Origin of the sequence: Dechloromonas sp. HYN0024 (assembly GCF_003441615.1) — a bacterium.
Taxonomy (GTDB): Bacteria; Pseudomonadota; Gammaproteobacteria; order Burkholderiales; family Rhodocyclaceae; genus Azonexus.
In genome coordinates, this window is the sequence record NZ_CP031842.1 from 3,082,341 (window position 1) to 3,107,794 (window position 25,454).

Consider the following 25,454-nt stretch of genomic DNA (forward strand, 5'->3'; position numbering starts at 1 on the left):
GCCGACTACTTTGCCGCCAACTGGCGTTCCAGCTCGGCAACACGACGCTTCAGGGCATCGACCGACTCGGAGCGTTTGCCGCGCTGGGCATCAAGTCCGGATTGAATCCAGTCGAGCCAGGCGCTCAGGCCATCGCCACTCGATGCCGAGACGCGGAAGATGGTCAGGTCGGGATTGACCCGGCGGGCATTGGCTTCCGCCAGGTCGGCATCGAACTCAAGATAGGGCAGCAGGTCACACTTGTTGAGCAGCATGACATCGGCCGCGGCAAACATGTCCGGGTACTTGAGCGGCTTGTCCTCGCCCTCGGTGACCGACAGGATTGCCACCTTGTGATGCTCGCCGAGGTCGAACGCCGCCGGGCAGACAAGATTGCCAACGTTCTCGATGAGGAACAGCGACTCGTCGGCCGGCTGTAGTCGTTGCATGGCATGGCCGACCATGTGGCCATCGAGATGGCAGCCCTTACCGGTATTGATCTGCAACGCCGGCACGCCGGTGGCACGGATGCGTTCGGCGTCGTTCGAGGTCTGCTGATCGCCCTCGACGACACAAATAGCGAGCTTGCCTTTCAACAACTCGATGGTCTTGACGAGCAGCGCGGTCTTCCCGGAACCGGGACTGGAAACGAGGTTGAGCGCAAAGATACCGCGATCGTCGAAGTACTGGCGATTAGCTGCGGCATAGGTGTTGTTCTTGGACAGGATGTCCTGTTCGACCTGCACCATGCGGGCCTGACTCATTCCCGGCACATGGGCACGGGCCGGCCCGATGCCGTAATCGAGATCGCCGGATACGGCGTGCTCATGGTGATGATGCTCTCCGTGGCTGTGGGCGCTGCCATCACCGTGGTGATGATGGTGTGAATGGGCAGGCACCGGCGCGTCATCATGGTCATGCGCATGACCGTCAGCGGCATGGTCATGACTATGGGTATGCACCGTGCCATCCGCGTGGACATGGGTGTGTTCATGCCCCCCTTCGATCTTCGTTTCGCCGGCACCGCAGCCACAAACTGTACACATCGCCTTGCCTCCTCTTCGAACTAGCTGCCAATTACTCGATTTCGATTTCCTTGACCCGCATTTCCGTGCCGCTGGTTGCCTGCACCTGATAACTGCCACATCTCGGGCACGCCCCATAAAGCTCCTGCATCGGCACGGTTTCCGCACACAGCATGCACCAACCAGCACCCGGCACATTGATTATTTCGAGCGCCGCCCCTTGCGCCAGGCTGCCATTCGTTACCGCCTCGAAACAGAATTTCAGGGCCTCCGGCTCTACCGACGACATGCGGCCGATTTCCAGCACGACCAGCTTGACCCGACGGGCGTTTTCGCGCCTGGCGGCATCTTCCACCAGTTGCAGCACGCCTTCAGCCAGCGACATTTCATGCATCCTGACACTCCACAACATAGGGCACACTTGAATCAAGCGTCAGTATCGCCTGATTGAGCCGCCACCGGCTGTCAGACCGGCAAAGAATCCCTGAATTCACACCCGGAATTCAACATCAAGGTGCTTTTTCTTGCCGGCATTTATTTGATTCCCGTTAATCTGCCGTTAAACTTGCGCGTTCATAATTTAGCGCTGATTTATTTCGGTTTTTCCCCATGCTTGAAGCTGACAATCTGGAATGCGTGCGCGGCGAGCGCCGCCTGTTCGCAGGCCTCGGCTTTCGGCTGGAGGCAGGCGAACTGCTTTACCTGCAAGGCAAGAACGGCGCCGGAAAAACCAGCCTGCTGCGCATGCTGATCGGCCTGTTGCCGCCAGAAGCCGGCGAAATTCGCTGGCATGGGCAGTCGATCAAGTCCGACGAGTTCCGGGCAGATCTCTGTTACCTCGGCCACCTCAATGCCATCAAGGAAGAACTGACGCCACTGGAGAACCTCCTCGCTGCAGCCCATCTGGCCGATGAAGATCTGACCGAAGACGACGCCATCGACGCGCTCGAACAGGTTGGGCTGGCCGGCCGCGAGGACCTCGCCTGCAAATACCTCTCGCAAGGCCAGAAGCGCCGCGTCGCGCTGGCCCGGCTGGTCAAGGAAAAACGCCCTCTGTGGATTCTCGATGAACCCTTCGTCGCTCTCGACGTCGCCGCAGTCGACTGGCTGGCCGGGATCATTTCCGGCCACCTGCAACGCGGCGGCCTGGCCGTCATGACGACCCACCAGCTGGTCAACATCCCGGCCGGCACCGTGCGCGAATTGCGAATCGGCTAAGGGTGATGCGCTGATGATCAAAATCATGACGGCGGTCATTGCCCGCGATCTCAAACTGGCCATGCGGCGGCAGGCGGACATCGTCTCGGCGCTGTTCTTCTTCGTCATCGTGGTCAGCCTCTTCCCACTCGGCGTCGGACCGGAACCCGACCTTCTGCGCAAGCTGGCCCCTGGCGTGCTGTGGGTTGCCGCGCTGCTGGCCACCATGCTGTCGCTACCCCGCCTGTTTGCCGACGATCATCGCGATGGCACACTGGAACAACTGGCGCTGGCCCCCCATCCTCTGGGACTGGTCGTTACCGGGAAAGTGATCGCTCACTGGCTGGTATCCGGCCTGCCTCTGGCGCTGATTGCACCCGTACTCGGCATCCAGTTCGACCTGTCGAACGACGCCCTGCTCGTGCTCACCTTCGCCATCCTGATCGGCACCCCGGCCCTCTCCGGCATCGGCGCGATCGGCGCCGCGCTGACCCTTGGCCTGCGCGGCGGCGGCGTGCTCCTGTCATTACTCGTTCTGCCGCTCTACATCCCGGTGTTAATATTCGGCGCTGGCGCAGTTGATGCGACGGTAACCGGACTCGGGGGAGAAGGTCACCTGTCATTGCTTGCTGCACTTACTTTTGCCTCACTTGGCTTTGCCCCCTGGGCCTCGGCCGCTGCCTTGAAGATTGCCCTCGAATGAAAGATCGCTTCAATCTCTACCGCTTTGCCTCGCCAGCTACGTTCTACCCGCTGGCCGGCCTGCTGATTCCCTACTTCGCCGCTGTTTCGGTCGTCTTCGGACTGGCCGGCCTGTGGCTCGGCATGCTCGTCGCGCCAACCGACTTCCAGCAGGGCGAGGGCTACCGGATCATTTTCATCCACGTCCCGGCCTCCTGGATGTCGATGTTCATCTACCTCGTCATGGCCGGTTGGGCCGCCATCGGGCTCGCCTTCAACACCCGGCTGTCGGGCATGATGGCGCAGGCTCTGGCCCCCACCGGCGCCCTCATGGCCTTCCTCTCGCTGCTTACCGGCGCCCTCTGGGGCAAGCCGATGTGGGGTGCCTGGTGGGTCTGGGATGCCCGCCTGACCTCGGAACTGATTCTCCTCTTCCTCTACATCGGTTACATGGCACTGACTGCCGCCATCGATGACCCGCGCCGCGCCGACAAGGCGGGCGGCCTGTTGCTGCTGGTCGGCGTCGTCAATATTCCGATCATCTATTTCTCGGTGAAGTGGTGGAACACGCTGCACCAGGGGTCCAGTGTCAACCTTGCCAAGTCATCGATGGCCACCACCATGCTCTGGGGCATGCTGCTCATGGCCATGTGCTTCTGGATGTATTCGATTGCTGTCGCGCTGATGCGGGCGCGCACCATCATGCTTGAACGCGAGTGCCATACCGATTGGGCCAAAGGAGAACTGCTGGGCAACATGGCAGGAGATGAGAAATGATCCACTGGAACAGTTTTTCCGACTTTATCGCCATGGGCGGCTACGGTTTTTACGTCTGGAGTTCTTTCGGTACGACCGTATTGATCATGGCGATTGAACCGATTGTCGTCGCACGCAATCGAAAGACCACCATTGCTCGCCTCAAGCGCCAGTTGCGCGCCGAAACAAGGAACACTGCTGAATGAAATCCCGTCACAAGAAACTCGCCCTGATCGGCGGCGCGTTGGCCATCATCGGCATCATCGCCGCCCTGGTCCTCAACGCCCTGAACAGCAATATTGCCCTCTATATTTCGCCGACCGACGTCACCGAAGGCCGGGCGCCCCAGGGCAAGGCCTTCCGTATCGGCGGCCTGGTCAAAGAGGGTAGCCTGCAGCGGCAGGCCGACGGCGTCACCATCGCCTTCGTCGTTACCGATACGACCAACGACATGACGGTGCATTACAAAGGCATCCTGCCTGACCTCTTCAAGGAAGGTAAAGGCGTCGTCGCCCAGGGCAAGATGAACGCCGACGGCACTTTTGGCGCCAGTGAAGTATTGGCCAAGCACGACGAAAACTACATGCCACCGGAGGCCGCCAAGGCCGTAGGCGATGCACAGGCAGCCCGAGCTGCCGGTGCCGAAAAACCGAAAGCGAGCTACTGAAGATGATTCCCGAACTTGGCCATTTCGCCCTGATCCTCGCTGCCCTGGTTGCCCTGATTCTCGGCACGCTGCCGCTGCTCGGCGCTCACCAGAACCGGATGGCCTGGGTAGCCATTGCCCGACCGGCAGCATCGGCGATGGCACTGTTGCTCACCATCTCGTTTGCCTGCCTGGTGCAGTCTTTCGTTACCAACGATTTCTCGGTGGTCTACGTCGCCCAGCACTCCAATTCGCTGCTGCCCATTCAATACCGCGTCGCTGCGACCTGGGGTGGCCACGAAGGCTCCCTGCTTCTTTGGATGCTCTTCCTGACCTGGTGGGCCTTTGGCGTCGCCATGCTGTCGAAGCAACTGCCCGAGACCATGGTCGCCCGCGTCCTCGGCACCCTGGGCCTGGTCGCCTTCGGCTTCATGCTCTTTATCCTGATCACCTCCAACCCCTTCGAGCGCCTGCTGCCAGCCGCGGCCGAAGGGCGCGACCTCAATCCCCTGCTGCAGGACTTCGGCCTGGTCATTCACCCGCCCATGCTCTACATGGGCTACGTCGGCTTCTCGGTGGCCTACGCCTTCGCCGTCGCGGCACTGCTTTCCGGCCAGCTTGACGCCGCCTGGGCGCGCTGGTCGCGCCCGTGGACGATGGCCGCCTGGTGCTTCCTGACCCTTGGTATCGCCCTCGGCTCGTGGTGGGCCTATTACGAACTGGGCTGGGGTGGCTGGTGGTTCTGGGATCCGGTCGAAAACGCTTCGTTCATGCCCTGGCTGGTTGGCACGGCACTGATCCACTCGCTGGCCGTCACCGAAAAGCGTGGCAGTTTCAAGAACTGGACAGTACTGCTCGCCATTTCCGCCTTCTCGCTGTCACTGCTCGGGACCTTCCTGGTTCGCTCGGGCGTGCTGACATCGGTCCATGCCTTTGCCACCGATCCGCGGCGCGGCATTTTCATCCTGGTCTTCCTGGTCGCCGTCATCGGCACCTCGCTCGCTTTGTTTGCCTGGCGCGCCCCCAAGGTCGGGCTGGGCGGTCGTTTCGGGCTGGTATCGCGGGAATCGCTGCTGCTCACCAACAACGTTCTGCTCGTCGTCGCCTGCGCCACCGTGCTGCTCGGCACGCTTTACCCGCTACTCATCGATGCGCTGGGTGTTGGCAAGATTTCGGTCGGACCACCGTACTTCAATGCGGTCTTCGTCCCGGTCATGGCCCCGGTGCTCTTCCTCATGGCGGTTGCCCCTTTCGCCCGCTGGAAAGATGCCAGCCTGCCGGAAATAGCCCGTACCGTGCGCTGGGCCATGGTGGCGGCCGCCGTCGTCGCCATTGCGCTGCCACTTGTCTATGGCCAGTGGAGCGCCATGACCGCCCTCGGCATCCTGCTTGCCGCCTGGGTCGCCTTCAGCACCCTGATCACCTACATTGAACGGGTCCAGCACACGCGTGCCGGCCGACCTTTCCTGAGCGCTGCGTTGAGCCAGCCACGCAGTTTTGTCGGCATGTGCGTTGCACATTTCGGCATTGCTGTTTTTGTCGTTGGCGTCACCATGGTCAACAGCTTCCAGGACGAGAAGGACATCAAGATGGCACCGGGCGAAACGACCAAGGTTGCCGGCTACAGCTTTACCTTCAATGGCGTCAAAACCGTCCAGGGGCCGAACTACACAGCGGCGCAGGGTGACTTCGATCTGACCGTCGACGGCAAGTTCATGCGCAAAATGAATCCGGAGAAACGTAACTACGCCTCTTCCGGCATGCCGATGACCGAAGCCGCCATCGATGCCGGCTTCATGCGTGACGTTTACGTCTCGCTCGGCGAACCCATTGACCGCGATCGACCCGAGGCCGAATGGGCCGTCCGCGTCTATTACAAGCCCTTTGTCGACTGGATCTGGGGCGGTGCCTTCCTGATGGCACTGGGTGGCCTGTTCGCCCTGCTTGATCGCCGCTATCGCGCCAAATCCCGTGCCGCTGCCTCCGTCAAAATCCCTGCTGGAACACAACAAGCATGAACCGTTATTACTGGGTACTCGGCGCTTTCGCCGCGCTCGTCGCACTACTCGCCATCGGGCTTAATCTCAACCCCCGCGATGTTCCATCGCCGTTGATCGGCAAGCCGGCCCCGGCCTTCAATCTGAACGTCCTCGCCACGCCCGAAAAGATGCTCGGCCCCAAGGACATGCAGGGCAAGGTATGGCTGTTCAACGTCTGGTCCTCCTGGTGCGTCTCCTGCCGCCAGGAACACCCGGTCCTGGTCGAATTTTCGAAGAAAGCCGACGTACCGCTGGTCGGCCTGAACTACAAGGAAGTGCGCGGCGATGGCGCCTTCGACATGAGCAAGATGCCGGCCGATGAAGAGAAGAAGCTCGCCTTCCAGCGTGCCAACATGTGGCTGGCCCAGCACGGTAACCCCTATACGCTGACCGTGATGGACATCGATGGCCGCGTCGGCATCGATTATGGCGTTTATGGCGTGCCGGAAACCTACGTCATCGACAAGGCCGGGATCATCCGCATGAAACACACCGGCCCGATCTCGCCGGATGTGCTGAGCAAGAAAATCCTGCCGCTGCTGGCCGAGTTGAATAAATGATGCGCCGTCTCCTTATTGCAGCTTTCCTGGTCTCCTCATTTTTTGCCTCGACCGCTAGCTATGCCTCGGCGGCCAACGAGGCGGCAACGGCCGCCGACCCGGTGGCTGAAAAGCGCCTGCAGAAACTTTCCGAGGAACTGCGTTGCCTGGTCTGCCAGAACCAGACCATCGCCGACTCCAACGCCGAACTGGCGCAGGATCTGCGCCGCGAAGTTCGGGCTATGATCAAGGATGGCAAATCGGACAAGGAAATTGTCGACTTCATGGTCGTCCGTTACGGCGACTTCGTCCTCTACCGGCCGCCCGTCAAGGGCATCACACTCCTCCTTTGGGGTGGCCCGGTCGCTCTCATGCTGCTTGGCCTGTTCGCCCTGCAACGCTACCTGCGCCGCCGCACCCTGCGCATCAACGCCGAAGATCAGCCGCTGTCGGCTGACGAGTCCAGCCGAGCCGACGCGCTGCTCAAGGAAATCGATCCGAAATGAACCAGTTCGCCATCTTTGCCACCCTGCTTATCGTGGTGGCCTCAGCCTTTATCCTGCCGCCCCTCTGGCTCGGACTGCGCAACCCCCAAGACAAAGCCGACCGCAAGGAAACCAACGTTGGCATCTTCCGCGATCAGCTGGCTGAACTGGCCCGTGAAAAAGCCGAAGGCTCTCTGGCCGAAGCTGATTTCGACCAGGCCCGACAGGAATTGCAACGCCGCCTGCTGGAAGAGGTCGACCCAGCCACCGAAGGGGCCACCCCGATCCGGCATGGCCCGAGCCGCAAGACGGCCGTCGCCCTGATGGTCCTGCTGCCCGTTTGCGGTCTGCTCGGCTACGGCTTGCTGGGCAATCCCAAGGCACTCGACCCGATGCAAACTGCGGCGCCGCAGCAGATGACACCGGAAAAAATCAACGAAATGGTCAGCGCCCTAGCCGCCAAGCTCAAGGCCAACCCCGACAATCCCCAGGGCTGGCTGATGCTGGCCCGCTCCTACAAGTCGATGGGGCGTTACGACGAAGCCGTACAAGCCTTCGCTAACGCTGAGTCAGCCATCAACAACGAACCCGACCAACTCGCCAGCTACGCCGAAACCATCGCCATGGCCAATGGCCGCGGCATCACCGGCAAGGCCGTACAACTGGTCGAAAAAGCGCTCAAGGTCGATCCCAATCATGCGCACAGTCTTTTCCTGGCCGGCGCCGCCGCCATGGAAGCTGGCAACAACAAGAAGGGCCTGGCGTACTGGGAGCCCCTCCTGCCCCAACTCGAACCGGGCTCGGAAGTCGAACAGATGGTCCGTGGTGGCATCGAGAAGATGAGGGCAGGGAAGTAGGCAGCCAAAGATGGTCGACCTCGCCCGGCGCGGATTTTTTCGCGGCCGGCCACGCCCCAGGGTTGAACTTCGCCCGCCTTGGGCTCTGCCGGAAGATGCCTTCATTGACCGTTGCACGCGTTGCAGCGATTGCCTGACAGCCTGCCCACAAAAAATCCTGATTGTTGGCGATGGCGGCTATCCGACCATTGACTTCAAACTTGGCGAATGTACCTTTTGCAGCGATTGCGTCAGCGCCTGTCAGCCCAAGGCCCTGCTTCGGCCAGACACGGAACAGTCCGCCTGGACCTACAAGGCTGCCATAGGTGAAGACTGCCTGCCGCACCAAGGCGTTGAATGTCGCGTCTGCAGCGACTTCTGTGACGCCAGGGCAATCCGGTTTGCCCCCCGGTTGGGTGGAAGCCCGCTCCCTGACATTGATCCGGAAAAATGCACCGGCTGCGGTGCCTGCGTTGCGGCCTGCCCGGTCGTCACCATCAGCATTCGCTAGCGCTTCATAGCCCCGACGATGGCGGCACCAAGGGTGGCGGTGAAAAGCCCAGGGAGATCATCTCGGTTTCCAGCTTGATGCGCAGAATCAGCAAACCCTCCAGCGATTCCCGCGCCTTGTCGGCGGCCCATCCCTCATGATGATTGCGCAGGCACGCCTCAACCTCATGACGGTTGGCGATATTTACGCCACAGACGGCAGCATATCGGTGGATCTCACTATCAAGATCCTGCAATTCACGGTCATAATGTTCAAATCCACTCATCGTCTCAGCATACTCCAGAAGGTGTGCCCATGCACTGGCTAACGCTACCCGAACCGCGCAAGAATATCACCCCGGCATTTTCCGATATCGCCTCGGCCAAGACCTGGCTGGCTGGCCAGCCACAGGTCCAGCCAATGCACATGCTGGCAGCCATTTGTCTGCAGATTGAGGCGATCGAAGCATCGTCCCTGCCCCCACCGCTCGCCGTCGAGCTTCTCAATATCTTGCGGACGGCTGCCGTACCCGCCCAGGATGCCATCGAGCCCCGCTACGTGCGCAAGGCACTGCCCATGCTTGAGGACGACCAGCGTTCGTTCGAAACGGCCCAGCGTCTGTGGCTGCGCCTGGCAACCGCCTACCTGCGCCTGGCCCCGCATTTTGGTTCGGTGGAAAAGACAACCCTTTTGCACCGGGCGGCCTGTGCGGTCCGCATGACCGACTATTGCCACTTCCTGGCCGCCCAGGAATGTCCAGCCATCCTCGTGCAATTGATTTTCGGCATACTCGATCAGGCGGAAAGCAGTGGCATTCTGCGCCAGCCTCTGGCCGACCCTGATTTTCCCCATCTCGTCGATACGACTATCGCCGGCCATCTGTCCTGGGCCTTCATGCTCCGGCTGATCAACCCCTATCGCCTGTCGGCGGCTCAACTCACCGTTGCCAACCGTGCCCTCAGCCGCTGGCGCGAACTGGCCGGGTTCCAGTCGTCTCCGGACAACGAACCAAGGGGGCACGCGGTCGACCTCAGGCCGCTGTTTGGTGCCACTTTGCCGGAAGGGATCCCGCACTGGTTCGACCTCCGCAAGATCACCCGCAAGATCGACCAGCGCATCGCCGCATTGCAGGATGGAGAGTCGCCAGAGTCGTTGAAACTCGGCCGCGAATTGTCCCCAGCTGCCAATATACGGCTGCTACGCGGTATCAAATCGAGCATCGAATCGCAAGGCAAGTGGTGCAGCACGGAAATTGGCGAAATCGAGCTGACCTTCGGCCCGGACTATGCCTATGCCACCTTTACCGGCGATATGCCCAGCCCAAGCGGCGCGATCAATAGCGGCAGTGCCTCCCTGGCCCATCAGCGCACGGCGCTGTTTGGTTTTGATCGCGTGTCGACCCTGCCGACCGCCGTCAAGAAACTCAACGTACCGAGTGAAAACTGGGTGCTGGTCGATGGCCGCGCGGTTCGCCAGAATGAGCAGCAGGGGGCACGGCGCCAGTCGCCCGGGATAATCGCTTCAGTCCACCTCGACCAGCCACGCCTGGGGGTACTCAAGGGTCTGCACTCCATTCCCGGCGACGCGCTGGCCGCGCAGATCGACTGGTATGAAGAACGCGTCGAGCCCGGCCGCCTGTCACGCCCGGCAGCCCCTGGTCAGACACTACCGGTAATTCCCGTCTTCCTACTCCATGATGGTGAGCACTGCTCACTGATCGTGCCGACCATTGCCGGTATCCGCCTCGATACCGGCATCACTCTGGAAGGCACGTCGGTCAGCCACCTTTTGCCGACAGAAGTACTGGAACGGGGTGTCGACTTCGTTCGCTACGCCGTCACCAAGCAATGAAAAAGCCCGCCGGATGGCGGGCTTTTCGCACCAGGCCGGCAAAGCCGGCCGTTAGCCTGATTACTCGAATTCGATGATGATCTGATCGACCGTCAGGCTCTCGCCGGAAGCGGCCGAAATCTTCTTCACCTTGCAGTCCTGATCGGCCTTGAGGATGTTTTCCATCTTCATGGCTTCGATGACCGCCAACTTCTCGCCAGCCTTCACTTCCTGGCCAACCTGCACGGCGACTTCGCGCAACAGGCCCGGCATCGGGGAGATCAGGAACTTCGAGAGGTCGGGAGCCTGCTTCTCGGGCATCAGCGACAGCAGTTCTGCAGCACGGGCGCTCATCACCATGAAATCAGCACGGGTGCCCCAGTGGAACAGGCTGTACTTGGTTTTGTGACGCTCGACTTGCAGCGTGAATTCCTGACCGTTGCAGGTACCGACAAACAGCGACTCACCCAGTTTCCAGGAGGAGCGCAGTTCGTAGTGCTTGCCGTTGTACTCGATGTCGTAGCCACCATCGACCAGACGGGCCGTCACCGGATGATGCTGATTGCCAGCAGCATCGAGACGAACCACCATCCAGTTGTTGCTGACCAGGCGCTCGTGGCCCTGCAACTGACCGGAAATGGAGGCAGAACGGTCAGTAAAGGCACGATAGACGTAAGCAGCAACAGAAACCAGCAGGGCCGGATCATCGTGCGGCACCATCGAGGCATCAAAGCCCGTCGGATAGTGCTTGGGGATGAAGCCGGTGTCGAAGATGCCGGAATGGAACACCGGGTGCTGCATCAGCGCGGCCTGGAACGGAATGTTCGAGGAAATACCGCGAATCACGAAGGCATTGAGCGCATCGCGCATGCGGGAAATCGCCGTGCTGCGATCCTTGCCATGCACAATCAGCTTGGCAATCATCGAATCGTAGAACATCGAGATCTCGCCGCCGTCATAGACACCGGTATCGACACGGGTCGTACCGTTGGCATCGCTGGTTTCCTTCGGCGGCTGGAACTTGACCAGACGACCGGTTGAGGGCAGGAAGCCACGGAACGGGTCTTCGGCGTTGATACGGCACTCCATGGCCCAACCGTCGATGGTGACGTCGGCCTGGCTCAGCGGCAGCTTCTCGCCGTAGGCAACACGGATCATCTGCTCGACGAGGTCGAGACCGGTGATCAACTCGGTGACCGGGTGCTCGACCTGCAGACGGGTGTTCATTTCCAGGAAGTAGAACTCCTTGGTCGCACCGGAAACGACGAATTCGACCGTACCGGCCGACTCGTAGTCCACCGCACGGGCCAGGGCCACAGCCTGCTCTCCCATGGCTTTGCGCATCGCCGCATCGACGAAGGGGCTCGGTGCCTCTTCGATGACCTTCTGGTGACGACGCTGGATCGAGCAGTCACGCTCGTTCAGGTACACGTAGTTGCCGTGTGAGTCGCCCAACACCTGGATTTCGATATGGCGCGGTTCGAGCACGTACTTTTCGATGAAGACGCGGTCGTCACCGAAAGAGTTGCGGGCTTCGTTGACGCAGGACGAAAAACCTTCATGCGCTTCAGCATCGTTGTAGGCAACACGCAGCCCCTTGCCGCCGCCGCCGGCCGAGGCCTTGATCATGACCGGGTAGCCGATGCCCTGAGCGATCTTGACGGCTTCGTCAGGACCGGCGATGGCATCGTTGTAACCCGGAATGGTATTCACGTTGGCGGCAATGGCGAGCTTCTTGGACTCGATCTTGTCGCCCATCTTGGCTACCGAGTAGTGCTTCGGGCCAATGAACTTGATGCCTTCTTCTTCCAGACGACGCGAGAACGTGGCGTTTTCGGAGAGGAAGCCGTAACCCGGATGGACAGCCTGAGCACCGGTCTGCTTGCAGGCAGCGATGATCTTGTCCATGACCAGATACGACTCTTTCGAGGCAGCCGGGCCGATACAGACGGCTTCGTCGGCCAGGTCGACGTGCAGCGCATCCTTGTCGGCTTCGGAATAGACGGCGACGGTCTTGATGCCCATCTTGCGGGCGGTTTTGATGACGCGGCAGGCAATTTCGCCGCGGTTTGCGATCAGAATCTTAGTGAACATATTCCTTTTTCTCCCTGACGCTTACAGAGGAATGTTGCCGTGCTTGCGCCACGGGTTGTCGAGTTTCTTGTCGCGCAGCATGGCCAGCGAGCGGGCAATGCGCTTACGTGTGGCGTGCGGCATGATGACGTCGTCGATGAAGCCACGAGCACCGGCCACGAACGGATTGGCGAACTTGGCCTTGTATTCGGCTTCGCGCTCGGCCAGCTTGGCGGGGTCGTTCTTTTCTTCGCGGAAAATGATTTCGACCGCACCCTTCGGGCCCATGACCGCGATTTCAGCAGACGGCCAGGCGATATTGACGTCGCCGCGCAGGTGCTTGGACGACATCACGTCGTAGGCACCGCCGTAGGCCTTGCGGGTAATCACGGTGACCTTCGGCACGGTACATTCGGCGTAGGCGTAGAGCAGCTTGGCGCCGTGCTTGATGATGCCGCCGTATTCCTGCGTCGTACCCGGCATGAAGCCCGGCACATCGACGAAGGTGACGACCGGGATATTGAAGGCATCGCAGAAACGGACGAAGCGGGCGGCCTTGATCGAGGACTTGATGTCGAGACAGCCGGCCAGCACCAGCGGCTGGTTGGCGACGATACCGACCGGGTGACCATCGACGCGACCGAAGCCGATGATGATGTTCTTGGCGTAATCAGCCTGCAGCTCGAAGAAGTCATTGTCGTCGACGACTTTGACGATCAGTTCCTTCATGTCGTACGCCTTGTTGGCGTTGTCCGGCACAAGGGTATCGAGCGAATAGTCGAAACGGTCGACCGGATCATTGGTCGGCGTCACCGGCGGCTTTTCGCGGTTGTTGGCCGGAATGAAATTCATGAAGCGACGCAGCATCGACAGGGCTTCGACATCATTCTCGAAAGCCAGATCGGCGACACCGGACTTGCTGGTATGGGTGATCGCGCCACCCAGTTCTTCGGCGGTCACATCTTCGTGGGTCACGGTCTTGACGACTTCCGGCCCGGTCACGAACATGTAGGAGGAGTCCTTGACCATGAAGATGAAGTCGGTCATCGACGGCGAATACACCGCACCGCCGGCGCAGGGGCCCATGATCATGGAAATTTGCGGCACAACGCCGGAGGCCATGACGTTACGCTGGAAGACGTCGGCGTAGCCACCGAGGGAGGCGACGCCTTCCTGAATGCGGGCACCACCCGAGTCATTGAGGCCGATCACCGGAGCGCCGACCTTCATGGCGTGGTCCATCACCTTGCAGATCTTTTCAGCATGGGTTTCGGACAGCGAGCCACCGAACACCGTGAAATCCTGCGAGAAGACGAAGACCAGACGGCCATTGATCGTACCGTAACCGACCACGACGCCATCGCCCGGGGTCTTTTCGGCCTGATCCATGCCGAAATCGACGCAACGGTGTTCCTTGAACAGATCCCATTCCTCGAAAGAATCGGGATCGAGCAGCAGCTCGATACGTTCACGGGCAGTCAGCTTGCCCTTCTTGTGCTGGCTGTCGATACGCTTCTGGCCACCGCCGAGGTAGGCCATTTCGCGCTTTTTTTCCAGCTGGCGGATGATGTCGTGCATAGAAAACTCCCTAAATGGATCGGGTAATTTGAAAATCAGTGTTTCAGATAGTCGAGCAGAGCATACGCGGCAGCCGCCGGGGTCGTATGGCCCTGCTCAACGGAGCGGGTGAGTGCAGGCAGATTGTCCTGCACACGCGGGTGATGACGAAAATACTGGCGAAGGCCGGAGTCGATCAGCTGCCACATCCAGCTCAGCGCCTGATGCTGGCGCTTGGCCTCGAATTCGCCGGTCGGCTTGAGCGCCGCCTGATATTTCTCGACCTGTTCCCAGAAATCAGCGATGCCTTCCTTGTGCAGAGCCGACAGTGTGATCACCGGCGGCGCCCAGTTAGGCGAAGCCGGACGCAGCATGTGCAGGGCATTGCGCCATTGGGCGCGAACCACAGCAGTGGCCTGACGGTCGATATCGGCCTTGTTGATGATCACCATGTCGGCAATCTCGACAATGCCCTTCTTGATCGCCTGCAGGTCGTCGCCGGCATTCGGCAACTGAAGCAGGCAGAACATGTCGACCATGCCGGCGACCGTCGTTTCCGACTGGCCGACGCCAACGGTCTCGATAATGATCACATCGTAGCCGGAGGCTTCGCAAAGCAGCATGGCTTCACGCGACTTCTCGGCGACGCCGCCGAGTGAGCCGGACGACGGACTCGGCCGGATGAAGGCTTCTTCTCGCTGGCTGAGCAATTCCATGCGCGTCTTGTCACCGAGGATGGAGCCGCCCGAGACCGAGGACGACGGATCAACGGCCAGCACAGCCAGTTTCTTGCCTTGCTCGATCAGCCAGACGCCAAGTGCCTCGATGAAGGTCGACTTGCCGGCTCCCGGCACCCCGGAGATGCCGATGCGAATCGCCTTGCCGGTACTCGGCAACAGGGCATTCAGCACCTGCTGGGCACGCTGCTGGTGATCCGGGCGCGTCGACTCGATCAGCGTGATGGCCTTGGCCAGGGCACGCCGCTGCCCGGCCAACACGCCGTCAACAAGCGCCTGATCAGCCGCCGAAAGAGAATGCGCCAGCACCGGAGCGTCGCCCAGATTCATCCGAGCCTTAACCGCGCGCCTTGCGGACTTCTTCGAGCACCTTGATGGCCGAATCTTCGATCCGCGTACCCGGCCCGAAAATGGCCTTGGCGCCAGCGTTGTACAAATAATCGTAGTCCTGTGCCGGAATAACGCCACCGGCGAAGACGATGATGTCGTCGCCGCCCTGATCCTTCAGGGCCTTGACCAGTTGCGGCAGGAGGGTCTTGTGACCGGCGGCCAGCGACGACACGCCGACGGCATGGACGTCGTTTTCGATGGCCTGACGGGCGGCTTCTTCCGGGGTCTGGAAGAGGGGGCCCATGTCGATGTCGAAGCCGAGGTCGGCGTAGGCGGTAGCCACCACCTTGGCGCCGCGGTCATGACCATCCTGACCCAGCTTGGCAATCATGATACGCGGGCGACGGCCTTCTTCTTCAGCGAACTTGGCGACATCAGCCTTGATCTTTTCCCAGCTTTCCTGACCTTCCACAACGCCTCCGTACACACCCGAAATGGTCTGGTTGTTGGCGCGGAAACGACCGAAAATCTTTTCCAGCGCATCGGACACTTCGCCAACCGTGGCGCGCAGGCGCATGGCCTTGACGGTGAGGTCAAGCAGGTTGCCATTGCCTGACTCGGCAGCGGCGGTCAGGGCATCCAGTGCAGCCTGTACGGCAGCGCTGTCGCGGGTCGCACGGATCTGCTTGAGACGGGCAATCTGAGAATCACGGACGGCGTGGTTGTCGATATCGAGGATGTCGATGGCGTCTTCCTTGGCCAGCTTGTACTTGTTCACGCCGACGATGACATCCTTGCCCGAGTCGATGCGCGCCTGCTTGTCGGCGGCGCAGGTTTCGACCTGCATCTTGGCCCAGCCCGATTCGACGGCCTTGGTCATACCGCCCATCGCCTCGATTTCCTGGATGATGCCCCAGGCCTTGTCGGCCATGTCCTGGGTCAGCTTTTCCATCATGTAGGAACCGGCCCACGGATCGACGACATTGGTGATGTGGGTTTCTTCCTGGATGATGAGCTGGGTGTTGCGGGCGATGCGCGAGGAGAACTCGGTCGGCAGCGCAATCGCTTCGTCGAGGGCATTGGTGTGCAGCGACTGCGTGCCGCCAAAGACGGCGGCCATTGCTTCAATGGTCGTGCGCACGACGTTGTTGTACGGGTCCTGCTCGGTCAGCGACCAGCCGGAAGTCTGGCTGTGCGTACGCAGCATCTTCGACTTCGGGCTCTTGGCATTGAAACCGGTCATGATGCGGTCCCACAGCAGGCGACCGGCGCGCATCTTGGCGATTTCCAGGTAGAAATTCATGCCGACGGCCCAGAAGAAGGACAGGCGGCCAGCGAAGGTGTCGACATCCATGCCGGAAGCAACGCCGGTACGCACGTATTCCATGCCATCGGCCAGCGTGAAGGCGAGTTCGATGGCCTGGTTGGCACCGGCTTCCTGGATGTGATAGCCGGAAATCGAGATCGAGTTGAACTTCGGCATGTGCTGCGCCGTGTAGCCAAAAATGTCGGCGATGATCTTCATCGACGGCTTGGGCGGATAGATATAGGTATTCCGCACCATGAATTCTTTGAGGATGTCGTTCTGGATGGTGCCTGACAGCTTGTCCTGCGACACGCCTTGTTCCTCGGCGGCGACGATGTAGCCGGCGAGAATCGGCAGGACGGCGCCGTTCATGGTCATCGAGACGGAAATCTTGTCGAGCGGGATGCTGTCGAAGAGGATCTTCATGTCCTCGACCGAGTCGATCGCCACGCCGGCCTTGCCAACGTCGCCGGTGACGCGGGCGTTATCGGAGTCGTAACCACGGTGCGTCGCCAGGTCGAAAGCGACGGAAACACCCTGACCGCCGGCGGCGAGCGCCTTGCGGTAGAAGGCATTGGACGCTTCGGCAGTGGAGAAGCCGGCGTACTGGCGGATGGTCCATGGCTTGACGGCATACATGGTCGGCTGCGGGCCGCGCAGGTAGGGCGCGAAACCAGGCAGGGTGTCGGCGAACTCAAGGCCGGCAACATCAGCCTTGGTATACAGCGCCTTGACGGCCAGACCTTCCGGGGTATTCCACACCAGATTCCCGACATCACCACCGGGCGACTGCTTGGCAGCGGCCTTTTCCCAGGCATCCAGATTATTGGAATCAAAGAACTTTTCAGACATGACATACCCCTCGCCGATTCGATTTTTTTGGGCTTATGATGCAGAATTCAAAATTCTACGCTTTTGGGCCCAGCTTGACATACCAAGCCCCACATAATACTGTATCCATAATTATGGAAGCAAGTACGGCAATGTATCGTACTGCCCAACTACCTCACACCAAAACATGACCCGTATTGCACCTACCGCACTCTATCAGGAAGTGGCCGAACGACTGCGCCAACGCATCTTCGCCCACGAACTGACGCCGGGGACCTGGATCGACGAGCAGAAGCTGGCCGAGCAGTACGGCATTTCCCGTACGCCGCTGCGCGAAGCGCTCAAGGTACTCGCCTCGGAGGGTCTGGTTGATCTTCGTCCACGGCGGGGCTGCTACGTCACCGAGATTTCGCGGCAGGACATGGACGATATTTTCCCGCTGATCGCCCTGCTTGAGGGACGTTGCGCCGTTGAGGCGGTGAAGCAGGCAAAACCGGCCGATATTGCGGCGCTCAAGACCATCCATGAGCAACTTGAATCGGCGGCACGGGACGGCCGCATTGATGCCTTCTTCGAGTGCAACCAGGAATTCCATAAAAAGATTCAGGAACTAGCTGGCAATCGCTGGCTGCTTTCGGTCATTCAGGATCTTCGCAAGGTACTCAAGCTCTCCCGGCTTCATTCGCTGTCACTGGAAGGCCGTCTCCAGCAGTCACTGGACGAGCATCGCCTGATCATGGCGGCGTTTCAGGCCGGCGATTCCGGCAAGGCGGAAAAGCTCATGCACGACCACCTGCTGTCTGGTCGCGAGGCTCTGGCCAAAATGCGGGACGGCGCGACAGGCTAGAACACGCCCTGCCGCCAGACCACCTAGTGCATCTGGCTTTCGATATTGGCGAACAAGCGGTCGTAAATCCCGATCAGTGCATCACGATCTGCATTGCCCTTGATCCACTGGCGGCCCTTCGCTTTAACCAAGGCTTCCCGCTCGATTTCCGAAACACTATCGATATCCACTTCATCACCATGCAGAATGGCGGTCACGTCGGCCCGAGCCTTCTGAGCCATGGCGACCAGGCGCATGGAATCACTCATGGCCTCGGCGCCGCCACCGATGGTCACGGACAAATCCCTGACCTGCACGGCTGACGTAGCCGAAACCGTCAGCTTGTGACCAAACTCATCTGCTGTGGTCCGAGCTTCGGAAACGGAATCACTGAGTGAAGCGATCTTGGTGGTCACACCATCCATCGAACCGGAAACGGCAGAAATAGCGGCGGCAATTTCCTCCGCCGCCCGCAACGATTGATCAGCCAGTTTTCGTACCTCGTCGGCCACCACGGCAAAACCACGCCCGGCCTCACCAGCTCGCGCTGCTTCGATTGCCGCGTTCAGGGCGAGCAAATTGGTTTGCTTGGCGATGGCATCAATTTGCCCGGTCAACTGGCGGATGGCACTCGCTTTGACATTCAGGTCGGCCAGCGCATGCACGCTGTTCTCGGCAAATGCCTGCGCCCCCCCCAGTGCGCCGGACATGCGATTGGCGGCATCAGCCATATCGCTTGCCGAATTGGCAAACTCACCGGCCAGCGTCCTGGTCTGCGTCGAATGACGACTGACATCGCTCAGCGCCTTACCGACATGGTCAATGGCCAAAGACAGGCCACGCTCGGAGCGCAAAAAGATTTCCGACAGCAGCGCTTCGCGGACGATGGACTCCTGAGCAGCACCGAGTTTATCGAGCAGTGCCTGCATTTCTTCCAGCACATTCTTGAACGAACCGTGCAACCCGGTCGTTTGCAGACGACGCCAGTAGCGGTTGTCCGACGAGGCGCTCAGGGCGCCCAAAATTTCCCGGAAAGTAGTTTCCGTCTGATCCAGTGCCGAATTCAGATTGACCCGAATGGTCTCCAGCCTGGGGACGTCGAACTCATGCGGCAAACGTCCGACCAGGCGCCCCTGACCGACCTGATCGAGCAACTGGTCCACTTCGAGCAGCGGCGTTTGCGTTGCACCATCCGGCCACCACAAGACAATCAGGGCGGGAATCAACACGGCAGCGGGAGCCCAGGGCGCGACAAAGGCCAGCCCAGCAGCCAGGCCGATCAGCAGCGCGAGCAACAAGCGCCTAGAGAGAAAAGACGAGTTCTTCATAACTCATTCCTGTCTGATTCAGCAAATCAACTAACACCTTGGTTCCCGCACCGATGGCGTCACGCGCCCCGGCACTGTGTTCGGCCTGCAGCATCTGGCGATATACCGGTTCGATCTTGGCCACCGCATCGCGTTTGGGGCAGCGCCGCACCGAGGTATAGCCCACAATATTGCGCCGCTGGTCGAAATCGGGGGTGATATGGGTGAACACCCAGTAATGGCTGCCATCCTTGGCCATGTTCTTCACATATCCAAAAAATTCCTGACCCGATTGAATGGTATCCCATGCCAGCTTGAAGGCGGAACGCGGCATATCCGGATGCCGAACGATGTTGTGCTGGGTACCCAGCAACTCTTCTTCGGTATACCCCGAGAACTCGATGAATATCGGGTTGCCATAGGTGATGATGCCCTTGGCATCGGTTTTGGAAACGATGAAGTCATTCTCGCGCATCATGCGCTCAACGCCGCTTGCCTGTATTTGTCGCTTCATCCTGCCTTCCCCCACTGGAAGATAGTTGTATGCAAGTTTGAGTAACGAATTTACTACATCGAAATAAAAAACACCAAAAACATTACAAATAAAAAAGCCCTGACAGCTTTCGCCGTCAGGGCTTTCATCAAGCGCTCAGGGCTTAGTGATTGCTGGCCGAAGCAGCACCGTAACCCGTCTGGGCACGGACATACTGGTCGTCGAACGCCTCGATTTCCTGACCGGCGCGAACGCTCGAATCGGTCTTCGAGAATATGTAGGCGAACAGGAAGGCAATCGGCATCGCGAACAGGGCCGGCTGCGTGTAGGGGAAGAGCGGTGCCGCATTGTGCAGCACATCGACCCACACCGACTTCGAGAAGAGCACGAAAAGCACGGCAGAGACGAGGCCACCGTAACCGCCAAACAACGCGCCGCGGGTGGTCAGACCCTTCCAGTACATGGAGAGGATGAGCACCGGGAAGTTCGCCGCTGCAGCCACACCGAAGGCCAGGCCGACCATGAAGGCGATGTTCTGCTTCTCGAACAGAATGCCGAGGATGATGGCGACGAAACCGAGGCAGATGGTGGCAATCTTCGAAACACGGATTTCAGCAGACTCCGAGGCCGTTCCCTTCTTAATCACGCGGGCATAAAGGTCATGCGAGATAGCCGATGCACCGGCCAGAGCCAGACCCGACACCACGGCCAGAATGGTCGCGAAAGCCACTGCCGCCAGGAAACCAAGCAGCATGTCGCCACCAACCGCCTTGGACAGGTGCATGGCCACCATGTTGCCGCCACCGATCAGCTTGCCACCGATGGTGCCACCTTCGAAGAACTCGGGGTTCTGACCGACGATGATGATGCCGCACAGACCCATGATGAAGATGACGTTGAAGAAGTAGGCCACGAAGCCCGATGCGTACAGCACCGACTTGCGCGCTTCCTTGGCATCGGTCACGGTGAAGAAGCGCATCAGGATGTGCGGCAGCCCAGCCGTACCGAACATCAGGCCAAGACCCAGCGAAATCGCAGTGACCGGATCAGCCAGCAGACTACCCGGCGACATCAGCTTGGGACCGAGCTTATGCACGGCCGTGGCTTTTTCCAGCAGTGTCTGGAAGGAGAAGCCAAACTGGCTGAAGGCCAGGAACATGACCAGAGTGCCGCCAGCCAACAGCATGCAGGCCTTGATGATCTGCACCCAGGTGGTGGCAACCATGCCGCCGAAGGTCACATAGACCATCATCAACAGGCCAACAGCGAAGATGGCCACGTTGTATTCCAGACCAAAGAGCAGCTTGATCAGCTGACCGGCGCCAACCATCTGGGCGATCAGGTAGAAGCAGACCACGGTCAGCGAGGAAATCGCTGCCATGGTGCGCACTTTGCCCTGGTCAAGGCGATAGGCGGTGATGTCGGAGAAGGTGAACTTGCCCAGATTACGCAGGCGTTCGGCCATCATGAACAGAATGATCGGCCAGCCGGCGAAGAAGCACAGCATGTAGATGTAGCCATCGTAACCCGAGGTATAGACCATGGCGGTCAGACCAAGCAGGGTAGCGGCCGACATGTAGTCGCCGGCAATGGCGAGGCCGTTCTGGAAGCCGGTGATGCCACCGCCGGCAGTGTAGAAGTCAGCCGTCGATTTGGTGCGGCTCGAGGCCCAGTAGGTAATGCCCATGGTCATACAGACGAACAGGCAGAACATGATGATGGCGTGCCAGTTGGTCGCCTGCTTTTCGGTGATGCCTTCGAGCGGGCCGCCGGCAAAGGCCAGCGCCGCAATGGCGAAGAGACCGAGGGCCGTGCCCAGTTGAGTCAAACGTCGCATTACTTGTTCTCCTTCCAGGCTTCCTTGACGATTTCCTGCGTCAGGGCGTCAAATTCCGAATTGGCGCGTTTGACGTAAACTGCCGTCAGCGACCAGAAGAAAATGAACATGAATAGCTCAACGGCCACACCCACCGTCAACATCGAACCTTCAGCCACCGGCTGGCCGAGGGCCGCAGGATTGAAGGCAACGACCATCACGAAACCGTAAAACATGGTCAATACGACAAAAGCCAATGTCCAGGCAAAACGACCGCGCTTGGCGACGAGTTCCTGAAACTTGGGATTGCCGCGCATCCGCTCATACATAGCGCTGCTCATGGCTGGATCTCCTAACTTTTAATTAATAATTACCACTTTAACAACCGCAATATTCTATCTTATATAAGACTTGCTGCCTTTGATTTGCATCGTTTAATCCCATAAATTTTATAGGGACATTTGAGATAAACCATGAGTACCATTGATTTTTCCTGCACGGGCGAGGTCGCCACCCTGACCCTGAACAACCCCGGCAAACTGAACGCCATCAATCTCGGCATGTGGAACCGCCTGGCCGAAAAAATGGGCGAAATCAGCCTCAACCCGGACATTCGCTGTGTCGTCCTGCGCGGTGCAGGCAACGAGGCATTCGCCGCGGGCGGCGACCTCGAAGAGTTCGTCACGGCCCGCACCACGCTTGATCAAGCACTCCATTACCACGGCCAGGTCGCCCAGGCCCTGCAAGCCATCGACAATTGCCCACACCCGACAGTGGCCCTGATTCAGGGGGCCTGCATCGGTGGCGGACTCGAAATTGCCGGCGTCTGCGACTTCCGGATTTGCGGCGAGAGCGCCCGTTTTGGCGCCCCAATCAATCGCCTAGGATTTTCCATGTACCCGGGCGAAATGGAAGGCCTGCTGCGCCTGGCCGGCCCGGCAGTCATGAAGGAAATCCTGCTCGAAGGACGCATCCTGACTTCTGCCGAAGCCTATGCCAAGGGCCTGGTCACCCGGGTCACGGCGGATGCCGAGACAGAAGGCGAAGCCTACGCGACCGCCAAACGCATCTGCGCCGGCGCCCCGCTCGTCGCTGGCTGGCACAAGCAGTGGATACGCCGCCTGCTCGATGGAAAGCCGTTGAGCAATGAAGAAAAGGCAGCATCCTTCGCCTTCCTCGACACCGAGGATTACCGCGAGGGACTGGCCGCCTTTCTGGAAAAACGCAAACCTGCTTTCAAGGCGCGCTGAACAGGCTCCACAGCATCTTCACGGCAAGAACCAGCAAAATCGCGGCAAAAACCCGCTTTAGCGTCGCCACTGGCAACTGGTGCGTCTTGCGGGCACCAATCGGTGCGGTCAGGATGCTGGCAACAGCCACGCCAATGACGGCGGGGAGATAGACGAATCCGAGACTGCCCTCGGGCAGCCCGGCCACCGACCAGCCATTCCAGATGTAGCCAATCGCCCCCCCCAGGGCGATCGGAAAGCCAATCGCGGCCGAGGTACCAATGGCATTCTGAACCTTGACGTTACACCAGGTCATGAAGGGCACTGACAACACGCCACCACCGATGGCGACCAGACAGGAAAGTCCGCCGATAAACGCCCCGACCATCGACGTCGCAAGCGTGCCGGGCATTTCGCGGTGCGGCTTGGGCTTTATATTGAGGATCATCTGCACCGACACATAGCAGATGAAAATGGTGAAAATCAGCCCCAGCGCCTTGGTCGGCACCAGACTGGCAATATGGGTTCCGAGCAGCGTACCAAGCACAATGCCCGGCGTAATGCGGGCCACGATGGGCCATAGAACCGCCCCATGGGCATGGTGTGTCCGGACGCTGGAAATGGAGGTAAAAAAAATCGCGGCCATTGATGTGCCGAGTGCCAGATGCATCACCTCGGCCGACGGAAAGCCCTGCGCGGCAAACATCATGACAAGCAGGGGGACCATCACGGAACCGCCGCCAATACCCAGCAGGCCGGCGAAAAACCCGGCAAATGTACCCAACGCGATATATCCCAGCCACCAGATCGTCATTACCGCCCCATCAGTTCCTTGGTGATGAATACCCACTCGGCAGTCGTAACCGGCATGATCGACAGCCGGTTGCCGCGGGCAAGGAGGCGCATATTAGCAAGTTCTGGATATCGGCGCAGTTCAGCCAGTGAAATCAGACGGGTTTTCCCCACAAACCGGACCTCACGCAAGCACCAGCGCGGACTATCGGTTAAGGATTTCGGGTCGAAATAGGGACTGGTGCGAGAAAACTGGGTTTCGTCCGGATATGGCTCGGAACACACCTCGCAAATCCCGGCAATCCCCGGCTCGGCACAACTGGAGTGATAAAAAAAGGCCAGATCACCGATCTGCATGGCATCGCGCATGAAATTGCGCGCCTGATAGTTGCGTACGCCGAACCACGCCACACGCTGATCGGGCGCCGCTTCGAGGTCATTGATCGAGACCTCGTCCGGCTCTGATTTCATCAACCAATATTGCATGTGTTCGGGTAATTTCGAGGGCAAAAAAAGGCCCCCGCGAATGTCGTCAGGCCGGCATCCTGAACCTGAGTCCAGAGTGGTCGCATTCCTTCCGCATCAGGCACACTCGCTGGGAGCGCGCACAACAGCGGACTGATGGTCCGCAACCGATGCCAATTAGCATTGGTTCAAGGAATATATGGCCTTAACAAACACCGCAGGGGACGCTCGGCGGGCGGCGCCGGGGTCAGCCGCAACGACTACAGGTCGAATTGCTGCTGGGGCGCAAGCACGGCATCAAGTCGTGCTCCCATGCCACCGATTCTACGCTTCGTTTCGGAAGTATCAACTGCTTCCGAAAACTCTTTTCCGGACCCGCCAGAGGCACTGGAAAGGTGCTCGTGCGCGATGTTCAGGGCGGCCATGACGGCGACGCGTTCGGCAATGGTGTTCTTGGTGCGCTGGGCAATATCGCGCATCTTGCTGTCGACAAGATCAACCGCCGAGAGCAGGGCATCGCGCTCCTCCGGGGTGCAGGCGACGCGGTATTCGCGCCCCATGATCTTGACGTCGAGGAAATTCGGCTCGGCGCTCATTTCAGGCATCCTCGGGAATCTTGTCAATCAGGCCTTCAAGCCGCTCACGGGCAGCCGTCATCGTCTGCCGCAGATGCAGGCGTTCGGCCTCGGCCGCGGTCATCTGGTGCCGCAAAACCTCATTCTCGGCGCGCAACTGGTGCACCAGGGCGACCACCTGTTCGATTTTGGCTTCAAGCGTTTCGAGTTCCACGTTCATGCGGCGAACTATAGAGGGAAAAACGCCGTGTGGTCAAGGACTAAGCCATTCTTCTAAAAGTGGTTTATAGCAATTCACCTGGTCCTGCCTGATGCGTTGCCGCAACAATGAATGTAGAATGCGCCCCGTGTCAGGTGCTGCGTACGGATTCTCCAAGCGCAGTTAAACGGGAAAGCGGTGCGTCTCCAACGAGACCAATCCGCTGCTGCCCCCGCAACGGTAAGCAAGTGCGGACGTATCACAACGCCACTGGGTGCAAACCTGGGAAGGCGATACGTCAAGACTTGCGAGCCCGGATACCGGCCTGGGACAAAAGCGGAAGTGCCACGGGGCTGTGGCGCCGGTTCTTGCGGCCAGCCCTCTCCCCTCGCATTTCCTTTTCAATGTCATTCCG

The 25,454-nt window shown here is 59.8% G+C and carries 28 protein-coding genes, 1 other RNA gene and 1 riboswitch; of the genes, 13 read left to right on the plus strand and 16 right to left on the minus strand.

Annotated elements, in window-relative coordinates; all coding sequences use genetic code 11:
- Positions 1 to 5: 5 nt before the first annotated feature.
- Both hypB and hypA read right to left on the minus strand, forming a co-directional pair.
- Positions 6 to 1,025: a hydrogenase nickel incorporation protein HypB gene (gene hypB / locus HYN24_RS14815; protein ID WP_117609975.1), complete on the minus strand. Its 1,020-nt coding sequence runs from the start codon at positions 1,023 to 1,025 to the stop codon at positions 6 to 8.
- A 31-nt stretch (positions 1,026 to 1,056) separates the two neighbouring features.
- Positions 1,057 to 1,398 carry a hydrogenase maturation nickel metallochaperone HypA gene (hypA, locus tag HYN24_RS14820; RefSeq protein ID WP_117609976.1) on the minus strand — a complete coding sequence of 114 codons (342 nt, stop codon included), beginning with the start codon at positions 1,396 to 1,398 and terminating at the stop codon, positions 1,057 to 1,059.
- A 215-nt stretch (positions 1,399 to 1,613) separates the two neighbouring features.
- Here hypA and ccmA point away from each other — a divergent pair, with 215 nt between their 5' ends.
- The 10 genes from ccmA to napF are packed head-to-tail and all read left to right on the plus strand — an operon-like array spanning position 1,614 to position 8,694.
- Positions 1,614 to 2,222, plus strand: a complete 609-nt coding sequence (gene ccmA, locus HYN24_RS14825; RefSeq protein WP_117609977.1) for a cytochrome c biogenesis heme-transporting ATPase CcmA — start codon at positions 1,614 to 1,616, stop codon at positions 2,220 to 2,222.
- Positions 2,223 to 2,235: 13 nt separating this feature from the next.
- Positions 2,236 to 2,904 (plus strand): heme exporter protein CcmB, encoded by a 669-nt coding sequence (gene ccmB / locus HYN24_RS14830; RefSeq protein WP_117609978.1) that lies wholly within the window; start codon positions 2,236 to 2,238, stop codon positions 2,902 to 2,904.
- Entirely contained in the window at positions 2,901 to 3,659 is a 759-nt protein-coding gene (gene ccmC / locus HYN24_RS14835; RefSeq protein WP_117609979.1) for a heme ABC transporter permease CcmC, read from the plus strand. The genes ccmB and ccmC overlap by 4 nt, the downstream gene beginning before the upstream one ends.
- Complete coding sequence (gene ccmD / locus HYN24_RS14840; RefSeq protein ID WP_117609980.1) at positions 3,656 to 3,844, plus strand: heme exporter protein CcmD; 189 nt, start codon at positions 3,656 to 3,658, stop codon at positions 3,842 to 3,844. The genes ccmC and ccmD overlap by 4 nt, the downstream gene beginning before the upstream one ends.
- Positions 3,841 to 4,305 (plus strand): cytochrome c maturation protein CcmE, encoded by a 465-nt coding sequence (ccmE, locus tag HYN24_RS14845; RefSeq protein WP_117609981.1) that lies wholly within the window; start codon positions 3,841 to 3,843, stop codon positions 4,303 to 4,305. The genes ccmD and ccmE overlap by 4 nt, the downstream gene beginning before the upstream one ends.
- 2 nt (positions 4,306 to 4,307) lie before the next feature.
- The gene (locus HYN24_RS14850; protein ID WP_117609982.1) at positions 4,308 to 6,302 is read left to right on the plus strand and encodes a heme lyase CcmF/NrfE family subunit; all 1,995 of its coding nucleotides are present in this window, start codon (positions 4,308 to 4,310) and stop codon (positions 6,300 to 6,302) included.
- On the plus strand, positions 6,299 to 6,883 hold the full coding sequence (locus tag HYN24_RS14855; protein WP_117609983.1) for a DsbE family thiol:disulfide interchange protein: 585 nt from the start codon (positions 6,299 to 6,301) through the stop codon (positions 6,881 to 6,883). Before HYN24_RS14850 ends, HYN24_RS14855 begins: the two co-directional genes overlap by 4 nt.
- Complete coding sequence (locus tag HYN24_RS14860; RefSeq protein ID WP_117609984.1) at positions 6,880 to 7,368, plus strand: cytochrome c-type biogenesis protein; 489 nt, start codon at positions 6,880 to 6,882, stop codon at positions 7,366 to 7,368. Before HYN24_RS14855 ends, HYN24_RS14860 begins: the two co-directional genes overlap by 4 nt.
- Positions 7,365 to 8,204, plus strand: a complete 840-nt coding sequence (ccmI, locus tag HYN24_RS14865) for a c-type cytochrome biogenesis protein CcmI (protein WP_117609985.1) — start codon at positions 7,365 to 7,367, stop codon at positions 8,202 to 8,204. Before HYN24_RS14860 ends, ccmI begins: the two co-directional genes overlap by 4 nt.
- A gap of 10 nt (positions 8,205 to 8,214) precedes the next feature.
- A complete protein-coding gene (napF, locus tag HYN24_RS14870; protein ID WP_117609986.1) occupies positions 8,215 to 8,694 on the plus strand; it encodes a ferredoxin-type protein NapF in 480 nt (159 codons plus the stop codon).
- A 4-nt stretch (positions 8,695 to 8,698) separates the two neighbouring features.
- Here the strand turns inward: napF and HYN24_RS14875 are convergent, their stop codons facing one another.
- Positions 8,699 to 8,959, minus strand: a complete 261-nt coding sequence (locus tag HYN24_RS14875) for a hypothetical protein (protein ID WP_117609987.1) — start codon at positions 8,957 to 8,959, stop codon at positions 8,699 to 8,701.
- Positions 8,960 to 8,988: 29 nt separating this feature from the next.
- Between HYN24_RS14875 and HYN24_RS14880 the strand changes: the two genes are divergently transcribed.
- Positions 8,989 to 10,524 carry a hypothetical protein gene (locus HYN24_RS14880; RefSeq protein ID WP_117609988.1) on the plus strand — a complete coding sequence of 512 codons (1,536 nt, stop codon included), beginning with the start codon at positions 8,989 to 8,991 and terminating at the stop codon, positions 10,522 to 10,524.
- Between the two features lie 60 nt (positions 10,525 to 10,584).
- Here HYN24_RS14880 and HYN24_RS14885 read toward each other — a convergent pair whose 3' ends face one another.
- Genes HYN24_RS14885 through scpA form a run of 4 tightly spaced genes read right to left on the minus strand, consistent with a single transcriptional unit; the run spans position 10,585 to position 17,358 of the window.
- On the minus strand, positions 10,585 to 12,597 hold the full coding sequence (locus HYN24_RS14885) for an acetyl/propionyl/methylcrotonyl-CoA carboxylase subunit alpha (RefSeq protein WP_117609989.1): 2,013 nt from the start codon (positions 12,595 to 12,597) through the stop codon (positions 10,585 to 10,587).
- Between the two features lie 21 nt (positions 12,598 to 12,618).
- Complete coding sequence (locus HYN24_RS14890; protein WP_117609990.1) at positions 12,619 to 14,154, minus strand: acyl-CoA carboxylase subunit beta; 1,536 nt, start codon at positions 14,152 to 14,154, stop codon at positions 12,619 to 12,621.
- Between the two features lie 35 nt (positions 14,155 to 14,189).
- Positions 14,190 to 15,200, minus strand: a complete 1,011-nt coding sequence (gene meaB, locus HYN24_RS14895) for a methylmalonyl Co-A mutase-associated GTPase MeaB (protein ID WP_117609991.1) — start codon at positions 15,198 to 15,200, stop codon at positions 14,190 to 14,192.
- Positions 15,201 to 15,207: 7 nt separating this feature from the next.
- Positions 15,208 to 17,358, minus strand: a complete 2,151-nt coding sequence (scpA, locus tag HYN24_RS14900; RefSeq protein WP_117609992.1) for a methylmalonyl-CoA mutase — start codon at positions 17,356 to 17,358, stop codon at positions 15,208 to 15,210.
- A 166-nt stretch (positions 17,359 to 17,524) separates the two neighbouring features.
- Here scpA and HYN24_RS14905 point away from each other — a divergent pair, with 166 nt between their 5' ends.
- Positions 17,525 to 18,184: a GntR family transcriptional regulator gene (locus HYN24_RS14905; RefSeq protein ID WP_117609993.1), complete on the plus strand. Its 660-nt coding sequence runs from the start codon at positions 17,525 to 17,527 to the stop codon at positions 18,182 to 18,184.
- 23 nt (positions 18,185 to 18,207) lie between these two features.
- Here the strand turns inward: HYN24_RS14905 and HYN24_RS14910 are convergent, their stop codons facing one another.
- The 4 genes from HYN24_RS14910 to HYN24_RS14925 all read right to left on the minus strand — a co-directional run bounded on the left by HYN24_RS14910 (position 18,208) and on the right by HYN24_RS14925 (position 22,120).
- Positions 18,208 to 19,491 carry a methyl-accepting chemotaxis protein gene (locus HYN24_RS14910; protein ID WP_117609994.1) on the minus strand — a complete coding sequence of 428 codons (1,284 nt, stop codon included), beginning with the start codon at positions 19,489 to 19,491 and terminating at the stop codon, positions 18,208 to 18,210.
- The gene (locus HYN24_RS14915; RefSeq protein ID WP_117609995.1) at positions 19,466 to 19,984 is read right to left on the minus strand and encodes a PAS domain-containing protein; all 519 of its coding nucleotides are present in this window, start codon (positions 19,982 to 19,984) and stop codon (positions 19,466 to 19,468) included. Before HYN24_RS14915 ends, HYN24_RS14910 begins: the two co-directional genes overlap by 26 nt.
- A gap of 142 nt (positions 19,985 to 20,126) precedes the next feature.
- Positions 20,127 to 21,800, minus strand: a complete 1,674-nt coding sequence (locus HYN24_RS14920) for a cation acetate symporter (RefSeq protein ID WP_117609996.1) — start codon at positions 21,798 to 21,800, stop codon at positions 20,127 to 20,129.
- Complete coding sequence (locus HYN24_RS14925; RefSeq protein ID WP_205421402.1) at positions 21,800 to 22,120, minus strand: DUF485 domain-containing protein; 321 nt, start codon at positions 22,118 to 22,120, stop codon at positions 21,800 to 21,802. The genes HYN24_RS14920 and HYN24_RS14925 overlap by 1 nt, the downstream gene beginning before the upstream one ends.
- 132 nt (positions 22,121 to 22,252) lie before the next feature.
- Between HYN24_RS14925 and HYN24_RS14930 the strand changes: the two genes are divergently transcribed.
- Complete coding sequence (locus HYN24_RS14930) at positions 22,253 to 23,029, plus strand: enoyl-CoA hydratase/isomerase family protein (RefSeq protein WP_117609998.1); 777 nt, start codon at positions 22,253 to 22,255, stop codon at positions 23,027 to 23,029.
- Here the strand turns inward: HYN24_RS14930 and HYN24_RS14935 are convergent.
- The 5 genes from HYN24_RS14935 to HYN24_RS14955 all read right to left on the minus strand — a co-directional run bounded on the left by HYN24_RS14935 (position 23,016) and on the right by HYN24_RS14955 (position 25,060).
- Positions 23,016 to 23,822, minus strand: a complete 807-nt coding sequence (locus tag HYN24_RS14935) for a sulfite exporter TauE/SafE family protein (protein ID WP_117609999.1) — start codon at positions 23,820 to 23,822, stop codon at positions 23,016 to 23,018. The two genes, HYN24_RS14930 and HYN24_RS14935, sit on opposite strands and share 14 nt — an antisense overlap.
- Positions 23,822 to 24,271, minus strand: coding sequence for an EVE domain-containing protein (locus HYN24_RS14940; protein WP_240327686.1), 450 nt, complete (start codon positions 24,269 to 24,271; stop codon positions 23,822 to 23,824). Before HYN24_RS14940 ends, HYN24_RS14935 begins: the two co-directional genes overlap by 1 nt.
- A gap of 42 nt (positions 24,272 to 24,313) precedes the next feature.
- A non-coding RNA gene (gene ssrS, locus HYN24_RS14945) (6S RNA) lies at positions 24,314 to 24,492 on the minus strand.
- A 33-nt stretch (positions 24,493 to 24,525) separates the two neighbouring features.
- Positions 24,526 to 24,861, minus strand: a complete 336-nt coding sequence (locus HYN24_RS14950; protein ID WP_117610001.1) for a cell division protein ZapA — start codon at positions 24,859 to 24,861, stop codon at positions 24,526 to 24,528.
- A 1-nt stretch (position 24,862) separates the two neighbouring features.
- Entirely contained in the window at positions 24,863 to 25,060 is a 198-nt protein-coding gene (locus HYN24_RS14955; RefSeq protein ID WP_117610002.1) for a hypothetical protein, read from the minus strand.
- A gap of 115 nt (positions 25,061 to 25,175) precedes the next feature.
- A riboswitch (cobalamin riboswitch) is annotated at positions 25,176 to 25,383 on the plus strand.
- Positions 25,384 to 25,454: the final 71 nt, after the last annotated feature.

Coding starts and splice junctions, on each gene's coding strand:
- HYN24_RS14940 (WP_240327686.1), bottom strand. CDS start 24,271: ATGAAATCAGAGCCGGACGAGGTCTCGATCAATGACCTCGAAGCGGCG.
- ccmD (WP_117609980.1), top strand. CDS start 3,656: ATGATCCACTGGAACAGTTTTTCCGACTTTATCGCCATGGGCGGCTAC.
- HYN24_RS14875 (WP_117609987.1), bottom strand. CDS start 8,959: ATGAGTGGATTTGAACATTATGACCGTGAATTGCAGGATCTTGATAGT.
- HYN24_RS14890 (WP_117609990.1), bottom strand. CDS start 14,154: ATGCACGACATCATCCGCCAGCTGGAAAAAAAGCGCGAAATGGCCTAC.
- meaB (WP_117609991.1), bottom strand. CDS start 15,200: ATGAATCTGGGCGACGCTCCGGTGCTGGCGCATTCTCTTTCGGCGGCT.
- hypA (WP_117609976.1), bottom strand. CDS start 1,398: ATGCATGAAATGTCGCTGGCTGAAGGCGTGCTGCAACTGGTGGAAGAT.
- ccmB (WP_117609978.1), top strand. CDS start 2,236: ATGATCAAAATCATGACGGCGGTCATTGCCCGCGATCTCAAACTGGCC.
- hypB (WP_117609975.1), bottom strand. CDS start 1,025: ATGTGTACAGTTTGTGGCTGCGGTGCCGGCGAAACGAAGATCGAAGGG.
- HYN24_RS14950 (WP_117610001.1), bottom strand. CDS start 24,861: ATGAGCGCCGAGCCGAATTTCCTCGACGTCAAGATCATGGGGCGCGAA.
- HYN24_RS14930 (WP_117609998.1), top strand. CDS start 22,253: ATGAGTACCATTGATTTTTCCTGCACGGGCGAGGTCGCCACCCTGACC.
- ccmI (WP_117609985.1), top strand. CDS start 7,365: ATGAACCAGTTCGCCATCTTTGCCACCCTGCTTATCGTGGTGGCCTCA.
- ccmC (WP_117609979.1), top strand. CDS start 2,901: ATGAAAGATCGCTTCAATCTCTACCGCTTTGCCTCGCCAGCTACGTTC.
- HYN24_RS14850 (WP_117609982.1), top strand. CDS start 4,308: ATGATTCCCGAACTTGGCCATTTCGCCCTGATCCTCGCTGCCCTGGTT.
- HYN24_RS14920 (WP_117609996.1), bottom strand. CDS start 21,800: ATGCGACGTTTGACTCAACTGGGCACGGCCCTCGGTCTCTTCGCCATT.
- HYN24_RS14910 (WP_117609994.1), bottom strand. CDS start 19,491: ATGAAGAACTCGTCTTTTCTCTCTAGGCGCTTGTTGCTCGCGCTGCTG.
- HYN24_RS14880 (WP_117609988.1), top strand. CDS start 8,989: ATGCACTGGCTAACGCTACCCGAACCGCGCAAGAATATCACCCCGGCA.
- HYN24_RS14935 (WP_117609999.1), bottom strand. CDS start 23,822: ATGACGATCTGGTGGCTGGGATATATCGCGTTGGGTACATTTGCCGGG.
- HYN24_RS14860 (WP_117609984.1), top strand. CDS start 6,880: ATGATGCGCCGTCTCCTTATTGCAGCTTTCCTGGTCTCCTCATTTTTT.
- HYN24_RS14955 (WP_117610002.1), bottom strand. CDS start 25,060: ATGAACGTGGAACTCGAAACGCTTGAAGCCAAAATCGAACAGGTGGTC.
- ccmA (WP_117609977.1), top strand. CDS start 1,614: ATGCTTGAAGCTGACAATCTGGAATGCGTGCGCGGCGAGCGCCGCCTG.
- ccmE (WP_117609981.1), top strand. CDS start 3,841: ATGAAATCCCGTCACAAGAAACTCGCCCTGATCGGCGGCGCGTTGGCC.
- HYN24_RS14925 (WP_205421402.1), bottom strand. CDS start 22,120: ATGAGCAGCGCTATGTATGAGCGGATGCGCGGCAATCCCAAGTTTCAG.
- HYN24_RS14855 (WP_117609983.1), top strand. CDS start 6,299: ATGAACCGTTATTACTGGGTACTCGGCGCTTTCGCCGCGCTCGTCGCA.
- napF (WP_117609986.1), top strand. CDS start 8,215: ATGGTCGACCTCGCCCGGCGCGGATTTTTTCGCGGCCGGCCACGCCCC.
- HYN24_RS14915 (WP_117609995.1), bottom strand. CDS start 19,984: ATGAAGCGACAAATACAGGCAAGCGGCGTTGAGCGCATGATGCGCGAG.
- HYN24_RS14905 (WP_117609993.1), top strand. CDS start 17,525: ATGACCCGTATTGCACCTACCGCACTCTATCAGGAAGTGGCCGAACGA.
- HYN24_RS14885 (WP_117609989.1), bottom strand. CDS start 12,597: ATGTTCACTAAGATTCTGATCGCAAACCGCGGCGAAATTGCCTGCCGC.
- scpA (WP_117609992.1), bottom strand. CDS start 17,358: ATGTCTGAAAAGTTCTTTGATTCCAATAATCTGGATGCCTGGGAAAAG.